The following is a 16686-nucleotide window of genomic DNA, read 5'->3' on the forward strand; positions in this document are numbered from 1 at the left end:
CTGGTCGTCTTTCGCCCGAACGTGGCCTCCGACCGCTCCGAACACGAACCGGAGGAGTACGATCCCGAAGCGGAGTTTCGAGATCCGGAGAGCGATTCGCTCACGATTCCTCGCGTTCCGACGGAGGACGCCGGCTCGGGGCTGCGGACGGAGTTGAACGAAGACCTCGCGGCGGACGCGACCGAGCCGGCAGTGGTCTCGAACGACGTCTCGCCGGAGCTGCTCAAGGCGTTCTGGTCGATCGTTCTCATCGTCAACGGAGCCGTTCTCGCGACGTCGATCGGGATTCTGTTCGTGCTCTTCGACGGCGTTTCGACTCACAGTATCGCGTTACTCGCCGGCGGAATCGTTCTGTTCGGCTCCGCAACTCGGCGGTACCGGACGTATCGATCGCGAATCGACTCGGAGTCCAGCGACGATCCGGACAATCCCGAAACATCTTCAACGACCGTTGCCGAAGAACGATCACCGGACGATCACGACCGAACATGAAAACCGTCCAGGACGACACCGGAAAGCGGTACCTCTTGCTCAAGCGATCCGAACACGCGAGCCTCGTTCGCGACCCACAGAGCGGAAACGAGTGTTACGTACAGAACGATCGACTCGAGTCCGTCGACGAATCGAGCGCGCTCGAGACGGCCGCACGAACCGTCTCCAGCCCCCTCCGAACGCTGCTGACGACCGTTCACGACGAACGGACGCTCGGATTGCTCGTCGAACTGGACGAGCGCGGCCCCCTCAGCGTGCGCTCACTGCTCGACGCCTACGACTTCTGCGAGAGCGACCTCCACGGCCGGCTGACGGTGTTGACGAGCGCCGGGCTGCTCGAGGAGACCGACGTCGACGGCGAACGCGGCTACCGACTCGCCGAGCCCTGTCGGACCGCACTCGAAGCGATCCGAACGAGCGCCGTCCCCGACGAACCCCCGTCGGCGGAGACGACGTCGGACGTCGAAAGCCAGTAAGCGAGCGAGTCGAACGGGCCGGCCACTCGAGTATTAACGCGTAGATCCGCCGGAATCGCGAACCGCTCACTCGAGCGCGAACGCCTCGATGGCCCGCAGGTCGCCGGTCTCGAGACTGGAGCGATTCGAGGTCGCGTCCTTTTCGACCCGAACGATCGAGTCCGCCGCTCCGACCAGTTCTTCGTCGTGACTGACGACGACGATCTGTTCGACGCCGAGGTCGCGCATCGACTCGACCAGCGAGACCAGCCGGGTGACGTGGCCCGAGTCGAGAAACACCGTCGGCTCGTCGAGGATCAGCGGCGGCATCGGCGCGCTTCCCTCGACACCTTCTGCGAGCAGTTGATAGATCGCACACCGCAGACTCAGGTTGAACAGCGCCCGCTCGCCGCCCGAGAGCTGTTCTGGTTCGAGCGCCTCGCCGTCTTTCTGGTAGACCGTCAGCCGGTACTCGCCGTCGAGGTCGATCCCCGCGTACGAGTCGTTCCCGTAGACCAGGTCGAACGTCTCGTTGAGCAGCCGCTCCAGGGTTTCGACGTTGCGCTGGCGAAGCTCCGTCCGCAACTCACCGTAGGTCGTCTGTAGGGTTTCGGCCTCGTCGTACAGCGACTCCAGTCGCTCACAGCGGGTGTCGAGGTCCGCGAGGCGCTCGCGCAACCGCTCGAGTTCCTCGAGTTCGTTCTCGACCGCGCCGACGGCGCTCTGGATCTCGTCGCGCCGATCCCGCAGCTCCGCCAGCTTCTCGTCGACCTTCTCGAGGTACTCCTCGGCGCTTTCCCTGTCCTCGCGTGCGGTCTGCACCCGCTCTTCGTCGAACTCCGCGGTCAGCTCTCGCTTTCGCTCGCGCTTGTCCGAGAGCGTCTCCCGGCGTTCGTCGTTCATCGTTTGCCAGTCGCGTCGTCGCTCGCGGAGCGTCTCGATCTCCGTCGCGAGGTCCGCCCGCTCGTCGTCGACGTCGACGACCCGCTCGAGCGTCTCGAGCGTCTCCCTGATTTCGCCCCGTTCGGCGTTGATCGCGCCGAGTTCGGCGCGCAGCTCGTCGACGTCGTCCGCGAGCTCGTCCGCAGTGGCTCGCTTTTCCTCGGCCGTTCGTTCGTACTCCGCGGCGTCGTCGCACAGACGCTCGCGCTGCTCGCGTCGATCCTCGAGCGCCCGGCGCTTCTCGGAGATGAGCTGTGTGACGTTCTCGCGGTTTTCCGTCAGCCGCTCGATCCGTCGCTCGGTCTCGCGCAGCTCGGTCGCCCGCTCGATCCGCTCGTCGAGGTCGTCTCGCTTTTCCTCGAGGTCGTCCAGGCGCGCGTCGAGCGTCTCGAGGTCGTCTCGCTTTTCCTCGAGCGCGTCGACGTGCGGGGAGTCCTCGACCGCCTGCCCGCACTCCGGACACTTTCCCTCAGCGAGGAGCGACTCGCCCTCCTCGATCGCGCTCTCGAGCGACCTGCGCTCGGCGGTAACGTCGTTGATCTCCTCGGCGAGATCCTCCCGCTCGGACCGAAGCGACTCGAGGTGGGACTCGGCCTCGCCGGCGTCGACCGGCGCATCCGCGAACGTCTCCCGCGCCGACTCGATCTCCGCGTCCAGCTCCGCGACGTCGTCCTCGCGGTCGTCGATCGCCGCTTCGTCCTCCTCGAGTCGGGTCTCGAGATCAGCGGCTTCCTCGCGGGCGGTTTCCGCCCGGTCCTCGAGATCGGCGGCCTCCTCGCGAAGCCGCTCTACGTCGCCGGTCGTCTCCGTGACCGAGACGCGAACCTCCTCGAGGTCGTCACGCAGGGACTCGTCCCGTTCCTCGAGGTCGTCGATGCGCTCTCGGACGTCGTCGCCGTCGATCCCGTCGGGCAGGTCGGCGTCGGCCAACAGCCCGGACCGATCGGCCGCGAGTTCGTCGCGACGCTCCTCGAGTTCGCGAACGCGAGACGCCGCGTCCTCGCGCTCGCGTTCGGTCTCCTCGATTTTCGATCGCAGCGCGTCGATCTCTTCCTCGAGCGACTCGATCTCCCGGCGGGTCTCCTCGTGGCGCTCGAGGACGTCCTCGGCGGTCTCGAGGGTGCGCTGGGCCTCCTCGCGTTGGGTTTCGTAGTGGTCGATCTCTTCGGCGACGTCGGCCGCTCTGGACTCGAGTCCGTTCAGGCGCTCGTGGAGGTCTTTGTCCTCCTTGCGCTCGACCTGATTGCGGACGTCCTCGAGCACCTCGCGCTGGCCGTCGAGCACCGTCTTGACGCCGAGTCTGGCGTCGCTCGCGCGTTCGCGATACTCTTCGAGCGCGCCGAGCTGGAGGAGGTCGTCGATCATGTCCTGGCGCTCGCTCGGCGAGGCGTGGATGAGCTTGTTGACCTCCCCCTGGCGAACGTAGGCGCAGTTGACGAACGCGTCGGCGTCCATCCGCAGGAGGCTCGTCACCTCCCGGCGGACGTCGCGAGCCCCCTCGATCGTCTCCGTCGGCGTCTCGAGCACGCACTTCGTCGTCGCGGCCCGATCGCCACGCAGCGTGAGCCGCCGTTCGACGTGGTAGGCGCGGCCGTCGTGGGTGAACCACAGCTCGACCTCGCACTCCTCCTCGCCGGTCGTGATCACGTCGTCGAGCGTCCGTTCGTCGAGCGCCTTCGAGCCGTAGAGCGCGAAGAAGACGGCCTCGAGCAGCGTCGACTTACCGCTGCCGTTGACCCCGTGGACGACCGTGACCCCGCGCTCGAGTTCGAGGTCGGCGTCGCCGTAGCACTTGAAGTTCCGGAGCCGGACGCGATCGACTCTCACGCGAAATCACCCAGCGACGCGTCCGCCGGCTCCTCGCGCTCGTCTGCGTCTCCGCCGTCCGGTTCGTCCGTCGGACCCGCGTCAGTCGACCCGGCGTCCTGTTCGTCCGTCGGACTCGAGTCGGCATCCCCGCCGTTGGTCGCCACGCCGGTGGCGGCCGCCGCCGACGGGGATTCGGCCTCCTCGGTCGGTTCTGGATCCGCGTTCGTGGGCACCTCGTCCGTCTCCTCGTCGCTCGAGAGGCGATCCGCGACCGTCGTCGCGTCCGCCGGATCGCGGTCGGGTGCCGACTCGAAGACGTCGGCGTCGGCCTCGAGCAGGTCCCGAACTCGTCGCTCGACGGTTTCGCGCACGTTCGAGTCCGCGAGGTCGCCGTCCCTGACGGTTCGGTCGATGTCGAGGGCGGCGTCGCTGAGCCCGAGTTCGCGAACGCGCTCGCGGACGGCGTCGTCGGGATCCGCGAAGCTGACCGAGACCGCGTCGTCCTCGTCCGGGAGATCGCGTCTGTCGTTGACGCGGGCGACGAGGGCCCCGCGGTCGACGGCGAGTTCCTCGACCGCGGCCGGCGCGATCGGTTTCCCGTCGCCTTCGATCGTGACGACGACCACCGCGTCCTCGAGGTCGTGCTGTCTGACCCGCTTCTGGACGCGGTCGACGCCCTCGTCGGCCGCGAGTTCGACGTCGACGAAGACGAACTCGCGCGTGTCGGCGACGCCGCGCCGGCTGATCGCGACGTCGTCGTCGAACGCGACGAGGTTGTAGCCGCGGTCGTCGCGCTCGCTGGCGCTCGCGCGCTCGGTCGATCCGCAGTAGGTGACCCAGGTGTCGAGCACCTCGGCGGTGTCGGGCGCGTGGTTGTCCCCGAGCAGGACGGCGTCGAACTCGACCGTCGACTCCGCGAGCAGTCGTTCGGTGTCCCAGTCGGCGTGTGCGAACGGCTCGAACAGGCCGTGGCTCACGAGCGCGGCGTGGTCGGCGTCGTCGGGAACCGGCGCGAACTCGTACTCGAGGTCCTCGCGCCGCGATCGCGGGACGAAGTCGAGACCGTAGAAGGCGACGTCGCCGACCACCGTCGGTTCGGCGTCGAGTCGGGTCGCGAGCCCGAGGTCGGCGAAGAGGTCGAGCCACTGGGCGTCGCGTTTCCCCTCGTGGTTTCCCACGACGGCCAGGAAGGGGATGTCGGCGTCCCGGAGGAGCCGCAACACCGCGACCGTCCCCTGGAGGTCGATCAGCCCCGGCCGGCGGTCGTGAAAGAGGTCACCCGCGTGGACCACGGCGTCCACCCCGTCGTCGACCGCGTCTTCGACGACGCTCCGGAACGCCTCGAGGAAGTCCCGTCGTCGCTCGGGCGCGTTGTACTGTCGGTACCCGATGTGGGTGTCGCCCGTATGTATCACCCGCGTCATCTATCCGGTCATTGGTGAGTCGCCCCTATAGGGATTCCGTGACCGAAGCGAAAGTGGAGGACGCCCCTCGTCGGATCGAACGGTTCGTCCGCTCGTCCAACGCCCAGAGCGTCCCGGAGCAAGAGTGAGAAAGGAGAACCGAACCGGATCTACGAGTCGATGTCCAGGCTGTACAGCCGCTTGCGAGCGTCCGAGAACGAAAACCGGGAGTCGATGACGTTCTCCTCGTCGAGTCGGTTTAGCGCGTACCGAACGGTGCGGGAGGGAAGCAGCGTCTCGTCGGCGATCTGCTGTTGAGTCATGGTGTCGTTGTACTCGAGCACCTTCGCGACGAGCTTCGCACTCGGGGGGAGATCCCGCACGTCTTCCCACGTCCCTCGTTGGTCGGCATCCTGTCGAAACGTCTCTGATGCACTCATCGTATACCCCTTTTCAATACGAGGTGATAATATTTTCTGTTTCATCTAATGCCTCTCGGTAATATGCAGGGCGAAGATGGGCCGACCCGAAGCCTCTTATGAACCAACACCTAAAGCACGGGTGATGAGTGACACTGTGGACGACGTCGACCTCCCGTACGACGAGGACGAGGCGTCCCAACAGGAGAAGATCCAGGCGCTCGAGGAACGGCTGGAGATCCTCGAGACGCAAAACGAGGAGATGCGGGACAAACTCCTCGACGCGAACGCCGAGAACAACAAATACCAGCAGAAGCTCGAACGGCTCACCCACGAAAACAAGAAACTGAAGCAGTCGCCGCTGTTCGTCGCCACGGTCCAGGAGATCACGGACGAGGGCGTCATCATCAAACAGCACGGCAACAATCAGGAGGCGCTCACCGAGGTCACCGAGGAGATGCGCGAGGACTTAGAACCCGACGCTCGCGTGGCCGTCAACAACTCGCTGTCTATCGTCAAATCCCTCTCGAACGAGACCGACGTCCGCGCCCGGGTCATGGAGGTCACCGAGAGCCCGGACGTCAGCTACGAGGACATCGGCGGCCTCGAAGAGCAGATGCAGGAGGTCCGCGAGACCGTCGAGATGCCCCTCGAGAGCCCCGAAATGTTCGACGACGTGGGGATCGAACCGCCGAGCGGCGTCCTGCTGTACGGCCCGCCCGGCACGGGGAAGACGATGCTCGCGAAGGCCGTCGCAAACCAGACCGACGCCACGTTCATCAAGATGGCCGGCTCCGAACTCGTCCACAAGTTCATCGGCGAGGGTGCCAAGCTAGTCAGGGACCTGTTCAAGGTCGCCCGCGAGCACGAACCGGCCGTCATCTTCATCGACGAGATCGACGCCATCGCGGCCACGCGCACGGAGTCGAAAACGTCGGGAGACGCGGAGGTCCAGCGGACGATGATGCAGCTGCTCTCGGAGATGGACGGCTTCGAAGAACGCGGCGAGATCCGCATCATCGCCGCCACCAACCGCTTCGACATGCTCGACCGCGCCATCCTCCGTCCCGGTCGGTTCGACCGCCTCATCGAGGTGCCCAAGCCGAACCACGAGGGTCGAGAGCTCATCTTCCAGATCCACACGCGCGGCATGAACGTCTCGGACGACGTCGACTTCGCCGCCCTCGCCGAGGAGGCCGACGAAGCCTCCGGAGCAGACATCAAGGCGATCTGTACCGAAGCGGGGATGTTCGCCATCCGCGACGACCGCACCGAGATCCACATGGCCGACTTCCGCGACGCCTGGGAGAAGATCCAGGCCGACGCCGAGGACGCCGACGAAATCTCGAAGACGTTCGCCTGAACCGGGGCTTTTCTGCGGTAATCGATTGTTTCTGACTCGAGCAACCGCGGGGTATTAACGGATCGACACGCTACCTAGCGTATGAGCACCGTCCGTGTCGCAGGAACGGGATTGACCCCGTTCGGAAACGTCCCCGAACGAACGGGCCGAGACCTCTTCGCGGAGGCGAGCATCGCGGCGTTCGACGACAGCGGCGTCCCCCGCGAGGACGTCGAGGCCGTCTTCTACGGGAACTTCATGGGTGAACTCGCCGAACACCAGGGCCACCAGGGGCCGCTCATGGCCGAGGCGGCGGGCGTGCAGGCTCCCGCCACGCGCTACGAGTCCGCCTGCGCCTCGAGCGGCGCGGCGGTCAGAGACGCCGTCTTCCGGATCCGAAACGGCGACGCCGACGTGGTCCTCGTCGGCGGGGCCGAGCGCATGACCAACCTCGGCACCGCGGGGGCGACGGAGGCGCTCGCGATCGCCGCCGACGACCTCTGGGAGGTGCGCGCCGGGATGACCTTCCCCGGCGCGTACGCGCTGATGGCCCAGGCGTACTTCGCGGAGTACGGCGGCGAGCGCGAGGACCTCGCTCACGTCGCCGTGAAAAACCACGAGAACGCCCTCCCCAACGAGAAAGCGCAGTACCAGAGCGCGATCACCGTCGAGGACGTCCTCGAAGCGCCGCCGGTGTCCGCTCCGATCGGCCTCTACGACTCCTGTCCGATCTCCGACGGCGCGGCCGCGCTCGTGCTGACGAGCGAGGCCTACGCCGAGGAGCACGACCTCGACGCGCCGGTCGCGATCACCGGGACCGGACAGGGCGGCGACCGCATGGCGCTTCACGACCGCGAGCACCTCGCGCGTTCGCCGGCGGCTCGCGAGGCCGGCGAGGAGGCCTACGCCGACGCCGGCGTCGACGCGAGCGACGTCGACCTCGCCGAGGTCCACGACTGTTTCACCATCGCCGAGGTGCTCGCCATCGAGGCGCTCGACCTCGAGCGAATCGGCGAGGGGATCTCGGCGGCCCGCGACGGTCGGACGACCGCCGACGGGGAGACGCCGGTCAACCTCTCGGGCGGGCTGAAAGCGAAGGGCCACCCGGTTGGCGCGACCGGCGCGTCCCAGATCGCCGAGATCGCTACCCTCCTGACGGGCGACCATCCCAACGACGGGTACGTCGAAGACGCGACGATCGGCGTCGCCCACAACGCGGGTGGAACGGTCGCCAGCGCGACCGTCCACGTCCTGGAGGTGATCGCATGAGCGAAGCGAATGCGATGACGCCAGTGCTTGCCCTGGGGGTGGTCGCATGAGCAAAGCGAATGCGATGACGCCAGTGCTTGCTCTGGGGGTGGTCGCATGACCGACGGAGCACGCGGCGCACAGAACGCCGGCTTCGACGACTGGCTCGACGCCGCCGAGGAGGCGTCGGGGTACTACCTCGAGTGTCCGAACGGTCACGGCTCGCTGCCGCCGCGGCGGGTCTGTCCCGACTGCGGCGCGACGGACCTCGCGGACGCGCCGCTTCCAGAGACCGGCGCGGTCGAGACGTTCACGATCACGCACGTCCCGACGCCCGCCTTCGAGGACGACGCGCCGTACGCGACGGCCATCGCGGAGTTCGGCCCGGTTCGACTCACCGGCCAGGTCGTCGGCGTCGACCCCGGCGACGTCCACTCCGGACTCGAGGTCGAACTCGAGATCGCGGTCTCGCAGACGACGGGCGACCGGGTGCTCGGGTTCGCGCCGGTTTCGGGCTGACTCGGCCGGCGGTATTCGACGACGGCCGTCGCTGATTTTCGCGCTGCAACTGGATCGGAACGTGCGAGCGGACGCCCTCGAGTCCCGCGTACGGGCCGACGGTCCGACCGGCGGGTGGTTCCGGGGGCAGGACTGTCGTCCGGCCGGGCCGTCGGCGCACCGCCGCGACTCGAGGGCGGGGCCTCGAGTCTAGGCGGCGAACCGGGACGCTGGTGGGCGTCCGATCGAACACCGAGAGACGAACGCGAACACGGGTTAGAGCGTCGCCTGACGGATCAGCGCGTGGTTCCGGTTCAGCCGGCGCTCGCGTTCGCGGAGCGCCCGCCGTCGCGCGGCCGGTCGTCCGTTCGTGGCCGTGGCTGACCGCGGCGTGCGATTCGTCCGATTTGCGAGACGTTTATATCTCGCGGGTAGGTATGCAATCATGGCTTCGAACGCAGCGATTGGAAGCCACGTCTCGGGTGCGCCAACACCCGGGGCATTTTCAGCCCCCTGGGAGCGTAGCTTCCAGATTAATTGTCTGGATAAAGTTACTTATATCTACTGATTTGGGGGAGAATACTACCGCGGAAAGGGAGGATCGCCTCGAGGTTACTCGTCGGAGTCTGCGTCGGCGTGGACGAGTTCGGCCGTCAGGTACTCGACGAACTTCGCCGGGTGTTCGGCGTGTGGGAGCTGGGTCGCGTAGTCGACGACGACCAGCTCGAGGTCGGCGGCGTCGGCGAGGTCTCGGCCGTCGCGCAGCGGAACGAGGTCGGCGTCGCGACCCCAGACCAGCGTGACCGGAATCTCGAGCGAGGCGAGTTCGGTCGCCAGGTCGAACTCCGGATCGAGCGTCCCGGAGACGAACGACGCGGGCGCGAAGCGAGCGCCCGGCTGGTGGGCGCTGTCCCAGGCGAAGTTGACTTCCTCGGCGTCGAGGCGTTCGCGGTCGTAGTAGCCGTCCCGGTTGAAGTAGTACCGCAGGGAGGGCCTGCTGGCGATGGCGTTGTAGATCGTCGATCCGACGACCGGCGTCCGAAGGAGCGTCCGCAGCCACGGCCGCTCCGGACCGGTTTCGCCGGTCGGACAGACGAGGACGAGGGAGTCGAACTCGGTCTCGCTGGCGGCGTCGACCGCGAACGCGCCCGTAAGCGACGAGGCGACGACGATCGGCTCGTCCAGTTCGTCGGCCGCGAAGTCGCGGACGAACTCGGCGTACAGCGTCGGCGAGTAGACCAGCGGCGGGCGTTCGGATCGGGCGAAGCCGGGGAGGTCGACGGCGACGACGTGGTACTGCTCGGCCAGGCGTTCGAACGCCGGCTCGAACTCGTAGCTGCTCGCGCCGGCGTGGATGCCGTGGAGCAACAGCATGTCCGGGTCGTCGGGGTCCCCGGCGACGGTGTATCGCGTCTCGATGCCGCGCCAGCGGTAGGTCCGCTCGACGCCCGGGAGCGGGTTCTCGAGGTCGCCCGCGCGTTTCGCGAGCAGCCGGTTTCCGAGGACCGCCGCGCCGACCGCTCCCAGTGCCGTACCGAGGACTGTTCGGGCTTTCATGTCCGGGGGTACGCCGGCGACCGTCTTAGAACTGGGGTCGCGATTCAGTCGCTGTCGAGACCCACGAGCCGTCGGTCGCGAGCGTCACTCGAACTCGAGGTCGACGTCCGTCTCGAGCTCCTCGAGACAGCGTTCGACCGGATCGAGCAGTTCGTCCGCGACGGTGTAAGGATCGGCGTCGCCGATTCGGACGGCCTCCGCGAGGGCGTCGATCCCGCCGGCGCGCTCGAGTTCGGACTCGAGGATGGCGTTGACGTCCTCGCGCAGCAGCGTCCGGATCTCCTCTGCGTGGCGCGTTCGCGCCTGCTCGGATCGTTCGCCGGACGCCTCGAGATAGCGACGGTGGGCCGCGAGTTCGTCGATGAACGCGTCGACGCCCTCGCCGGTCGTCGCGACCGTCTCGACGATCGGCGGGGTCCAGTCGGTGCTGCCGTCGTCCGATCGAGCGCCGCCGTCACCGTCCCGGTTCGTCCCGTCGGCGCCGTGGTGGCCGGCGTTCCCGAACCCGCTGCCCTTCCCGAGTTCGATCATCTCCCGGAGCTCCTGGACGGTCCGGTCGGCGCCGTCGCGGTCGGCTTTGTTGACGACGAAGACGTCGGCGATCTCGAGGATGCCGGCTTTCAGCGTCTGGACGGAGTCACCCGAGCCCGGCGGAACAAGGACGGCGACGGTTTCGGCGGTCCGGACGACGTCGATCTCGTTCTGGCCCGCGCCGACGGTCTCGACGATGATCTTGTCCTTGCCGAAGGCGTCCATCGCGGTGACGGCGTCGGTCGTGGCCGTCGAGAGGCCGCCGAGGGTGCCGCGGGCGCTCATCGAGCGCACGAAGACGTCCATGTCGCCGACCGTCGACGCCATCCGGATGCGATCGCCGAGGACGGCGCCGCCGGTAAACGGCGAGGAGGGGTCGATTGCGATGACGCCGACGGTCTCGCCGCGCTCGCGGTAGGTTTCGGCGAGTTTGTCGACCAGCGTCGACTTTCCCGCGCCGGGACTTCCCGTGATGCCGATCACGTCGGCGGTGCCGGCGTATGCGTACAGCGTCGAGACGAGGGGCCGGTAGCCCGGCGATCGATTCTCGATCTTCGAGATGACGCGAGCCAGCGCGCGGTGGCTTCCGTCGAGCAGGTCCTCGAGCAGCGATTCGTCGTCCGCGTTCATCGCTGGGGTGCGTTCTCGCGGACGAAGTCGATCGTTTCCTCGATCGACGTACCGGGTCCAAAGATCGCGGCGACGCCCTCCTCGCGGAGTTCGTCCCGATCCTCGTCGGGGATGACGCCGCCGACCAGCACCAGCGTGTCCTCTTTGGCGCCGTACTCCGCCAGGCCGTCCATGACCTTCGGAACCAGCGTGTCGTGGGCTCCCGACAGGATGGAGATGCCGAGGACGTCGACGTCCTCCTGTACCGTCGCCTGAACGATCTCGTCGGGCGCTTTGTGCAGCCCCGAGTAGATGACCTCGAAGCCGGCGTCGCGGAAGGCGCGAGCGATGACGTGTGCCCCGCGGTCGTGACCGTCGAGTCCGACCTTCGCGACCAGACAGCGGATCGACTCCCCTTCCTGTTTGCTGCTCATACGCACACTTCCTCGGCTCTCGGTTTGACTTTAACGGATAGGGAGACGATCGCGAGCGGGTCGTCGCCGATCGGGGGTTTCGGCGGATCGGTCGGTCGTCGCCGAAGACGATCGTCAGTTCGTGACTGTCATCGAATTAGTCAGTAGGCCGAACCAAAGGCTAAAGAGCGAAACTATCGAACATTCCCTCAATGACTATCGCTCGTCTATTGCGGAGGGATCTCTCGTGGGCGTCGAAATAAAAGAAACCAGGGTGTCCGACGCGGAGTTCGAGGAGATGAAAGGCTTCGTCTTCGAGTACCTCGCGGCCAGCGTCGAGAAAGAGGAGGAAGGCGGCCGCATGCGCTGGTATCCGTGGCACTCCGCGGAGTACCGCCACAACCACATCCTCAACGTGGTCGCGCTCGCCGAAGAGATCGCCCACAAAGAGGGTGCCGACGTCGACGTCACTCGCGTCGCGGCGCTCTTTCACGACGTGGCCAAACTCGAGACCGATCAGGAACTCCACGCCGAAGCCGGCGCTCGCGTCGCCCGCGAGTACCTCGAATCCCGCGCGAACTACCCCGAATCGTTCATCACGCAGGTGTGTCGCGCGATCGAACACCACTCCTACCAGGGCGACCTGGAGGACCTCTCGCTCGAGACGCAGTGTCTCATCGAAGCGGACCTGCTCGACAAGATCGGCGCGAACGGGACGGCCCTGATGCTGTTACGCATGGGCTACGAGGCCAGAACGCACATGGACGCAGACGAGATGGTCGATCGCGTCCTCGAACGCGGCTACGACGCCGCCTCCCGCGTCAAAAGCGACACTGCCGAGAGCATCGCTCACCAGCGCTTGAAGCGCGTCAAGTGGTTCCGCGAGTGGCTCGAGGACGAGATCGCCGCGATGGGGTGACGGCGCGTCGACGCGTCCCTCGAGCGCTTCGGTGAGCGCCAGTCCGGCCCTGATGCGGGTTACTGTGCGTCAGTTCCGGAAGATTTTTCACCGGAAGCTAGTTAGAATACTAACATGTACGCCGCCGATAACCTGAGCGACGCGATCACGGTGACCAGACGATATCTGAGTTCGCTCGGGATCCTCGGCTGGATGAAACTCGCGCTCGTCGTCCTCTTCATCGGCGGACTCGGAATCGGGAACCAGTTCATCGGACTCGATACCGAACCCGTGACGGAAGCGATCGGAGAGCCCGCCGGACTCTCGATCGAACTCCTGTTGGCCGTCGGCGCGTTGGTCGTCTTTCTCGCGTTCCGGTATCTCGCTGCGGTGCTCGAGTTCGTCTTCGTCGAATCGCTCCGGTCGCACACCCTCTCGGTCCGCCGATACGCGAGGGCGAATCTCGGATCCGGTCTTCGATTGCTCGCCTTCCGTCTCTGCCTGTGGATCGCGTTACTCGCCGCCGTCGCGTCCGTCGGAGCGGGCGCGTACGTCGTCGACGGCGTCAGTTCGATCGACGAGCTGACCGCCGATCACCTCCTGCTCGGGGGGGCCGTCGCGTTCGTCGGCTACGTCGGGCTCTGGATCGTCTCGACGCTGACGACCGCGTTCGTCGTTCCCGTGATGGTGCTCGAGGACCGCGGGGTGATCGACGCCTGGCGGCGGTTCGGATCGACCCTCTCGTCGAACTGGCTCGGCTACCTGGGATTCCTCGTCGCCGCGTGGGTCATCGGTGTCGCCCTCTTTACGGCGTTTGTGCTGATGGGATTCGTACTCGGCTTTATCGGCCTGTTCGTCTTCATCATCTTCGCGGCCCTGCTGGCCGAAGCCGACGAGCGCCTCCTGTACGTGGCGTTCGCGCTGGGATTGGTCGTCTACCTCTGTTATCAGTACGCCCTCTCGGTGGTCGAGACGCCGGTCCGAAGTTACGTCCGGAACTACGCCCTGTTGCTTCTGGGCGACACCGACGAGGCGCTCAATCTCGTTCCCGAACAGCGGGCGGCCGTTCGATCCGATCGGGACGCGTCGTCCGCCGCGACGGATTCGAACGGACGGCGCGAGCCGTCCACCGCGACGGTCGACGCGGGCGGCTCGAAACGCACTTCGGGGACGGGCGCGACCGGGTGGTCCGAGCCGGACGATTCCGCATCGACCACCTGGAACGGCCCGTCGTCCTGGGACGAGATCGCGGACGACGACTCGAGCGAAGCCGGCGGCTCGAACGAGCAAGCGGACGTCACGGGCGAAACCGACGGTGAGACGCTCGACCGAACCGACCCCGAGTTCTGGACCGAGTCGACCGACGAGCCGACGGAGTCGGAGGACCGATCTGGCTGAGTGATTCGAGGCCGTCGACCAGGCTGGACCACTCGAGGGCGTCGACCGCCTCGAGCGAGGTGGCTGAGAGTCCGTTGAACGGCCGGTGGACGACGAACCGATCGCGAAGACGGTCGCGTTCCGTCACGGGACCCGATACGGCCTGTCGCAGGTCGTTGTCGACGCAACCGCGACCGTCCCGCGATTGCACCGGTAAACCGGTACGGCAATCCGTTCGAGCCGTCACTTTGCGTTCGCGTTTCGTCACAGCATCCGTGCCGTACCCATCGCAAGAAAGAACAGACCGAACCCGAACAGCACGACCGCACTCAGGGCGGCGGCGGCGGGGGCGAACGCGTCGACGCGACGGCCGGCCGAAACGAGCGCCGCCGGAAAGGTAACGATCCACAGGGCGATCCCGGCGAAAAAACCCACGAGAAGCGTCGCGGACCCCGTCTGGACGATCAACACCCCCGAGAGCGTCTCGCCGACGGCGGGGAGGGACGCCAGAACGTCGAGGGTGCCCGACTCGAGCAGACCGACGCCGACGGTGAGCCAGAACCCGATCTGGTAGGGGTTGGTCAGCGAGAGCGCGAACGTCTTGCGAAACCCCGTCGACTCCTGGCGGTGCCCGTCGGTGAACGACGCGGCGTCGCTGGCTTCCGAGAGCGCGCCGACGGCGAAATACAGCATCAGCAGTCCGCCGGCGAGATAGAGGATCGGCCGGACTACCGGATAGCGATCGATCACCGCGACGACGCCGGCCAGCGCGAGCGCGAAAAAGAGAACGTCCGCGACCATCGCACCCAGCCCGGCTCGAAACCCGGCCGTCCATCCTCTGACGACGCTTTCTTCGGCGATGATCGCGTTCATCGGACCCGGAGGTGCCGCGAGAGCGAGTCCGAACACGACGCCGGCGAGCGTCGTCGTAACGAGGGCCATCACTCGCACTCGAGTCGACGGCGGGCGGTGAAAAAGACAGCGACCGAACGGTGTGCGGGCGACACGTGATCCGACACATTCGAACGCTGTCAGTATCTGGCACGCGGACGCGAGTCGACGTACCGTTTACAGCGTCCGAGAACGGAAGATGCACTTTTACCGCTCGAGAACCTATCCGTTTTCGGAGTCGTGGATACCCGTCGCACGCTCCATGGCTCCTCCCCTGTTTCGACGGACGATCGACGGTCGGGTATCTTCGAACCGGGAGGTCCGTCGATTCTTTGGTGTTCGATTCCCTACCCGTCGGTGAGACGTGGAGCCGAACGATTCCGAACGCGAACGTGGCGGAGCGGGGGTCCGGGTCGACGAGCGACCGCCCCCCGAACGAGCAACGCCGAGCAGACGCGCGATTCTCGCCGGTGCAGCGGGAGTCGCGGTCGCGGGCTGTCTCGACGACGGAACCGGCGAACCCGACGCCGACGGGGCCGACGGAACGGACGAGTTGACCGACGACGGATCGGCTGGGCCGCCGTTCGAGATCGCGACGATCGACGCGCCCGGAAGCGAGGCCGGAACCACGACGGTTCCCCGGGAGGGGACCGTCTTCCTCGTCAACTTCACCAGAACGGCGTGTCCGACCAGCGAAGGGATGGTCTCGACGATTCGAGACGCGAGGGACCGCCTCGCGGAAACGGACGAACTCGACGACGGGGCAGTCAGCGTCGAGTTCCTGTCGGTCACGGATCCGACTCGAGGGTTAGACCCCACCGACGAGGAACTGGCGTCCTGGTGGGACGAACACGATGGGGACTGGCCGATCGGCGTCGACGGCGACGGCGTGATGAATCGTCACTACGACGTCTCGGGGTTTCCGACGACCGTGGCGATCGACGGAGCGGGAACGGTACACTGGCGCAGCAGCCGCGGAACGGCCGCGAGCAACGTCGTCACCGGCGTCAGGGAGGCGGTCGAGGCCGAAACCGCCGGAGGGGCGGACGACGAGTCGAACGGGGGACCTGACGAGCCGAATACGGGCGACGTGGAGGACGACGGCTCAGCCGACGCGGACTCCGGCGGAGACACGACCTAACGCTATTACGGCGACGGGTACGACTGCGCGCCGCCGCTCGAGTTGCGCGCGACGAGCGTCGCCACGGCGGCCGTTCCGTCGACGATGGTCCGCCGGCGCTCCTCGTACGAGAGGACGGTGAGATCGAGCGCCGCCCTGAGGAGATCGTTCGACCGATAGCGGTACCGATCGCCCGACGGACCGACGTCGATCGGGTCGCTCGAGCGGAGGTGGTGTTCGACGACGAGCACGCCGTCCGGCGCGAGCGCCTCCTTCAGGTCGGGGAGGTACTCGAGCGCGGCGAAGAAACTGATCGCGATCAGGTCGTACGCCTCCGGTTCGAGTTCGAACTCCTCGAGATCGGACCGGATCCAGTCGACGTCGACGCCACGGTCCGCCGCCCGTTCCCGCGCGATCTCGAGTGCGGCGTCGGAGACGTCGACCGCGTCGACGTCGTACCCCCGCTCGGCGAGAAACAGCGCGTTTCGTCCGGTGCCGGTCGCCACGTCGAGGGCGCGTCCGTCCGGAAACTCGTCGACGTAACGCTCGAGCTCGGGAATCGGCTCCTCGGGGAGTCGGAACTCGTCGTCGCCGTACTTCTCGTTCCATCGCTCGCGGTCGTCGCTCACGTCCGACGTTCGCCGCGCGAGGTTCTATAATCGTTCGCTCTCCACCGATGCGA

General features: G+C 66.7%; 16 protein-coding genes. 8 read left to right on the forward strand and 8 right to left on the reverse strand.

The genetic code is table 11. The features are described 5' to 3' along the window. Positions 1 to 21 precede the first annotated feature (21 nt). Together EA472_RS13360 and EA472_RS13365 are read left to right on the forward strand one after the other, a co-directional pair. A complete protein-coding gene (locus tag EA472_RS13360; protein WP_124192015.1) occupies positions 22 to 492 on the forward strand; it encodes a DUF7322 domain-containing protein in 471 nt (156 codons plus the stop codon). Further along, positions 489 to 968 (forward strand): DUF7346 family protein, encoded by a 480-nt coding sequence (locus EA472_RS13365; RefSeq protein ID WP_124192016.1) that lies wholly within the window; start codon positions 489 to 491, stop codon positions 966 to 968. The genes EA472_RS13360 and EA472_RS13365 overlap by 4 nt, the downstream gene beginning before the upstream one ends. A 66-nt stretch (positions 969 to 1034) precedes the next feature. Here the strand turns inward: EA472_RS13365 and rad50 are convergent, their stop codons facing one another. From rad50 to EA472_RS13380, 3 genes are all read right to left on the reverse strand, one after another. Next, the gene (rad50, locus tag EA472_RS13370) at positions 1035 to 3716 is read right to left on the reverse strand and encodes a DNA double-strand break repair ATPase Rad50 (protein ID WP_124192017.1); all 2682 of its coding nucleotides are present in this window, start codon (positions 3714 to 3716) and stop codon (positions 1035 to 1037) included. Next, a complete protein-coding gene (gene mre11, locus EA472_RS13375) occupies positions 3713 to 5122 on the reverse strand; it encodes a DNA double-strand break repair protein Mre11 (protein WP_124192018.1) in 1410 nt (469 codons plus the stop codon). The genes rad50 and mre11 overlap by 4 nt, the downstream gene beginning before the upstream one ends. A gap of 149 nt (positions 5123 to 5271) precedes the next feature. After that, positions 5272 to 5541 (reverse strand): MarR family transcriptional regulator, encoded by a 270-nt coding sequence (locus EA472_RS13380; RefSeq protein ID WP_124192019.1) that lies wholly within the window; start codon positions 5539 to 5541, stop codon positions 5272 to 5274. A gap of 124 nt (positions 5542 to 5665) precedes the next feature. Here EA472_RS13380 and pan1 point away from each other — a divergent pair, with 124 nt between their 5' ends. From pan1 to EA472_RS13395, 3 genes are all read left to right on the forward strand, one after another. Then, positions 5666 to 6883: a proteasome-activating nucleotidase Pan1 gene (gene pan1, locus EA472_RS13385; protein WP_124192020.1), complete on the forward strand. Its 1218-nt coding sequence runs from the start codon at positions 5666 to 5668 to the stop codon at positions 6881 to 6883. 81 nt (positions 6884 to 6964) lie between these two features. Further along, a complete protein-coding gene (locus tag EA472_RS13390; protein WP_124192021.1) occupies positions 6965 to 8131 on the forward strand; it encodes a thiolase domain-containing protein in 1167 nt (388 codons plus the stop codon). Positions 8132 to 8227: 96 nt separating this feature from the next. Further along, positions 8228 to 8629, forward strand: coding sequence for a Zn-ribbon domain-containing OB-fold protein (locus EA472_RS13395; protein WP_124192022.1), 402 nt, complete (start codon positions 8228 to 8230; stop codon positions 8627 to 8629). Positions 8630 to 9220: 591 nt separating this feature from the next. Here the strand turns inward: EA472_RS13395 and EA472_RS13400 are convergent. From EA472_RS13400 to EA472_RS13410, 3 genes are all read right to left on the reverse strand, one after another. Next, positions 9221 to 10165, reverse strand: coding sequence for an alpha/beta fold hydrolase (locus EA472_RS13400; RefSeq protein WP_124192023.1), 945 nt, complete (start codon positions 10163 to 10165; stop codon positions 9221 to 9223). An 84-nt stretch (positions 10166 to 10249) separates the two neighbouring features. Continuing rightward, the gene (gene meaB / locus EA472_RS13405; RefSeq protein ID WP_124192024.1) at positions 10250 to 11326 is read right to left on the reverse strand and encodes a methylmalonyl Co-A mutase-associated GTPase MeaB; all 1077 of its coding nucleotides are present in this window, start codon (positions 11324 to 11326) and stop codon (positions 10250 to 10252) included. Beyond that, on the reverse strand, positions 11323 to 11739 hold the full coding sequence (locus EA472_RS13410) for a cobalamin B12-binding domain-containing protein (RefSeq protein WP_124192025.1): 417 nt from the start codon (positions 11737 to 11739) through the stop codon (positions 11323 to 11325). The genes meaB and EA472_RS13410 overlap by 4 nt, the downstream gene beginning before the upstream one ends. Before the next feature lie 226 nt (positions 11740 to 11965). Between EA472_RS13410 and EA472_RS13415 the strand changes: the two genes are divergently transcribed. Both EA472_RS13415 and EA472_RS13420 read left to right on the forward strand, forming a co-directional pair. After that, complete coding sequence (locus tag EA472_RS13415) at positions 11966 to 12637, forward strand: HD domain-containing protein (RefSeq protein ID WP_124192026.1); 672 nt, start codon at positions 11966 to 11968, stop codon at positions 12635 to 12637. A 114-nt stretch (positions 12638 to 12751) separates the two neighbouring features. Next, positions 12752 to 14014, forward strand: coding sequence for a DUF7544 domain-containing protein (locus tag EA472_RS13420; protein ID WP_124192027.1), 1263 nt, complete (start codon positions 12752 to 12754; stop codon positions 14012 to 14014). A gap of 243 nt (positions 14015 to 14257) precedes the next feature. On the opposite strand, the gene EA472_RS13425 is transcribed toward EA472_RS13420, so the two are convergent. Further along, positions 14258 to 14935: a LysE family translocator gene (locus EA472_RS13425; protein ID WP_124192028.1), complete on the reverse strand. Its 678-nt coding sequence runs from the start codon at positions 14933 to 14935 to the stop codon at positions 14258 to 14260. 313 nt (positions 14936 to 15248) lie between these two features. Between EA472_RS13425 and EA472_RS13430 the strand changes: the two genes are divergently transcribed. Further along, positions 15249 to 16025, forward strand: a complete 777-nt coding sequence (locus tag EA472_RS13430) for a TlpA family protein disulfide reductase (RefSeq protein WP_243637843.1) — start codon at positions 15249 to 15251, stop codon at positions 16023 to 16025. A gap of 5 nt (positions 16026 to 16030) precedes the next feature. On the opposite strand, the gene EA472_RS13435 is transcribed toward EA472_RS13430, so the two are convergent. Further along, entirely contained in the window at positions 16031 to 16633 is a 603-nt protein-coding gene (locus EA472_RS13435) for a class I SAM-dependent methyltransferase (RefSeq protein WP_124192029.1), read from the reverse strand. Positions 16634 to 16686 lie beyond the last annotated feature (53 nt).

The organism is Natrarchaeobius oligotrophus, assembly GCF_003841465.1.
In the GTDB taxonomy this organism is placed as follows: domain Archaea; phylum Halobacteriota; class Halobacteria; order Halobacteriales; family Natrialbaceae; genus Natrarchaeobius; species Natrarchaeobius oligotrophus.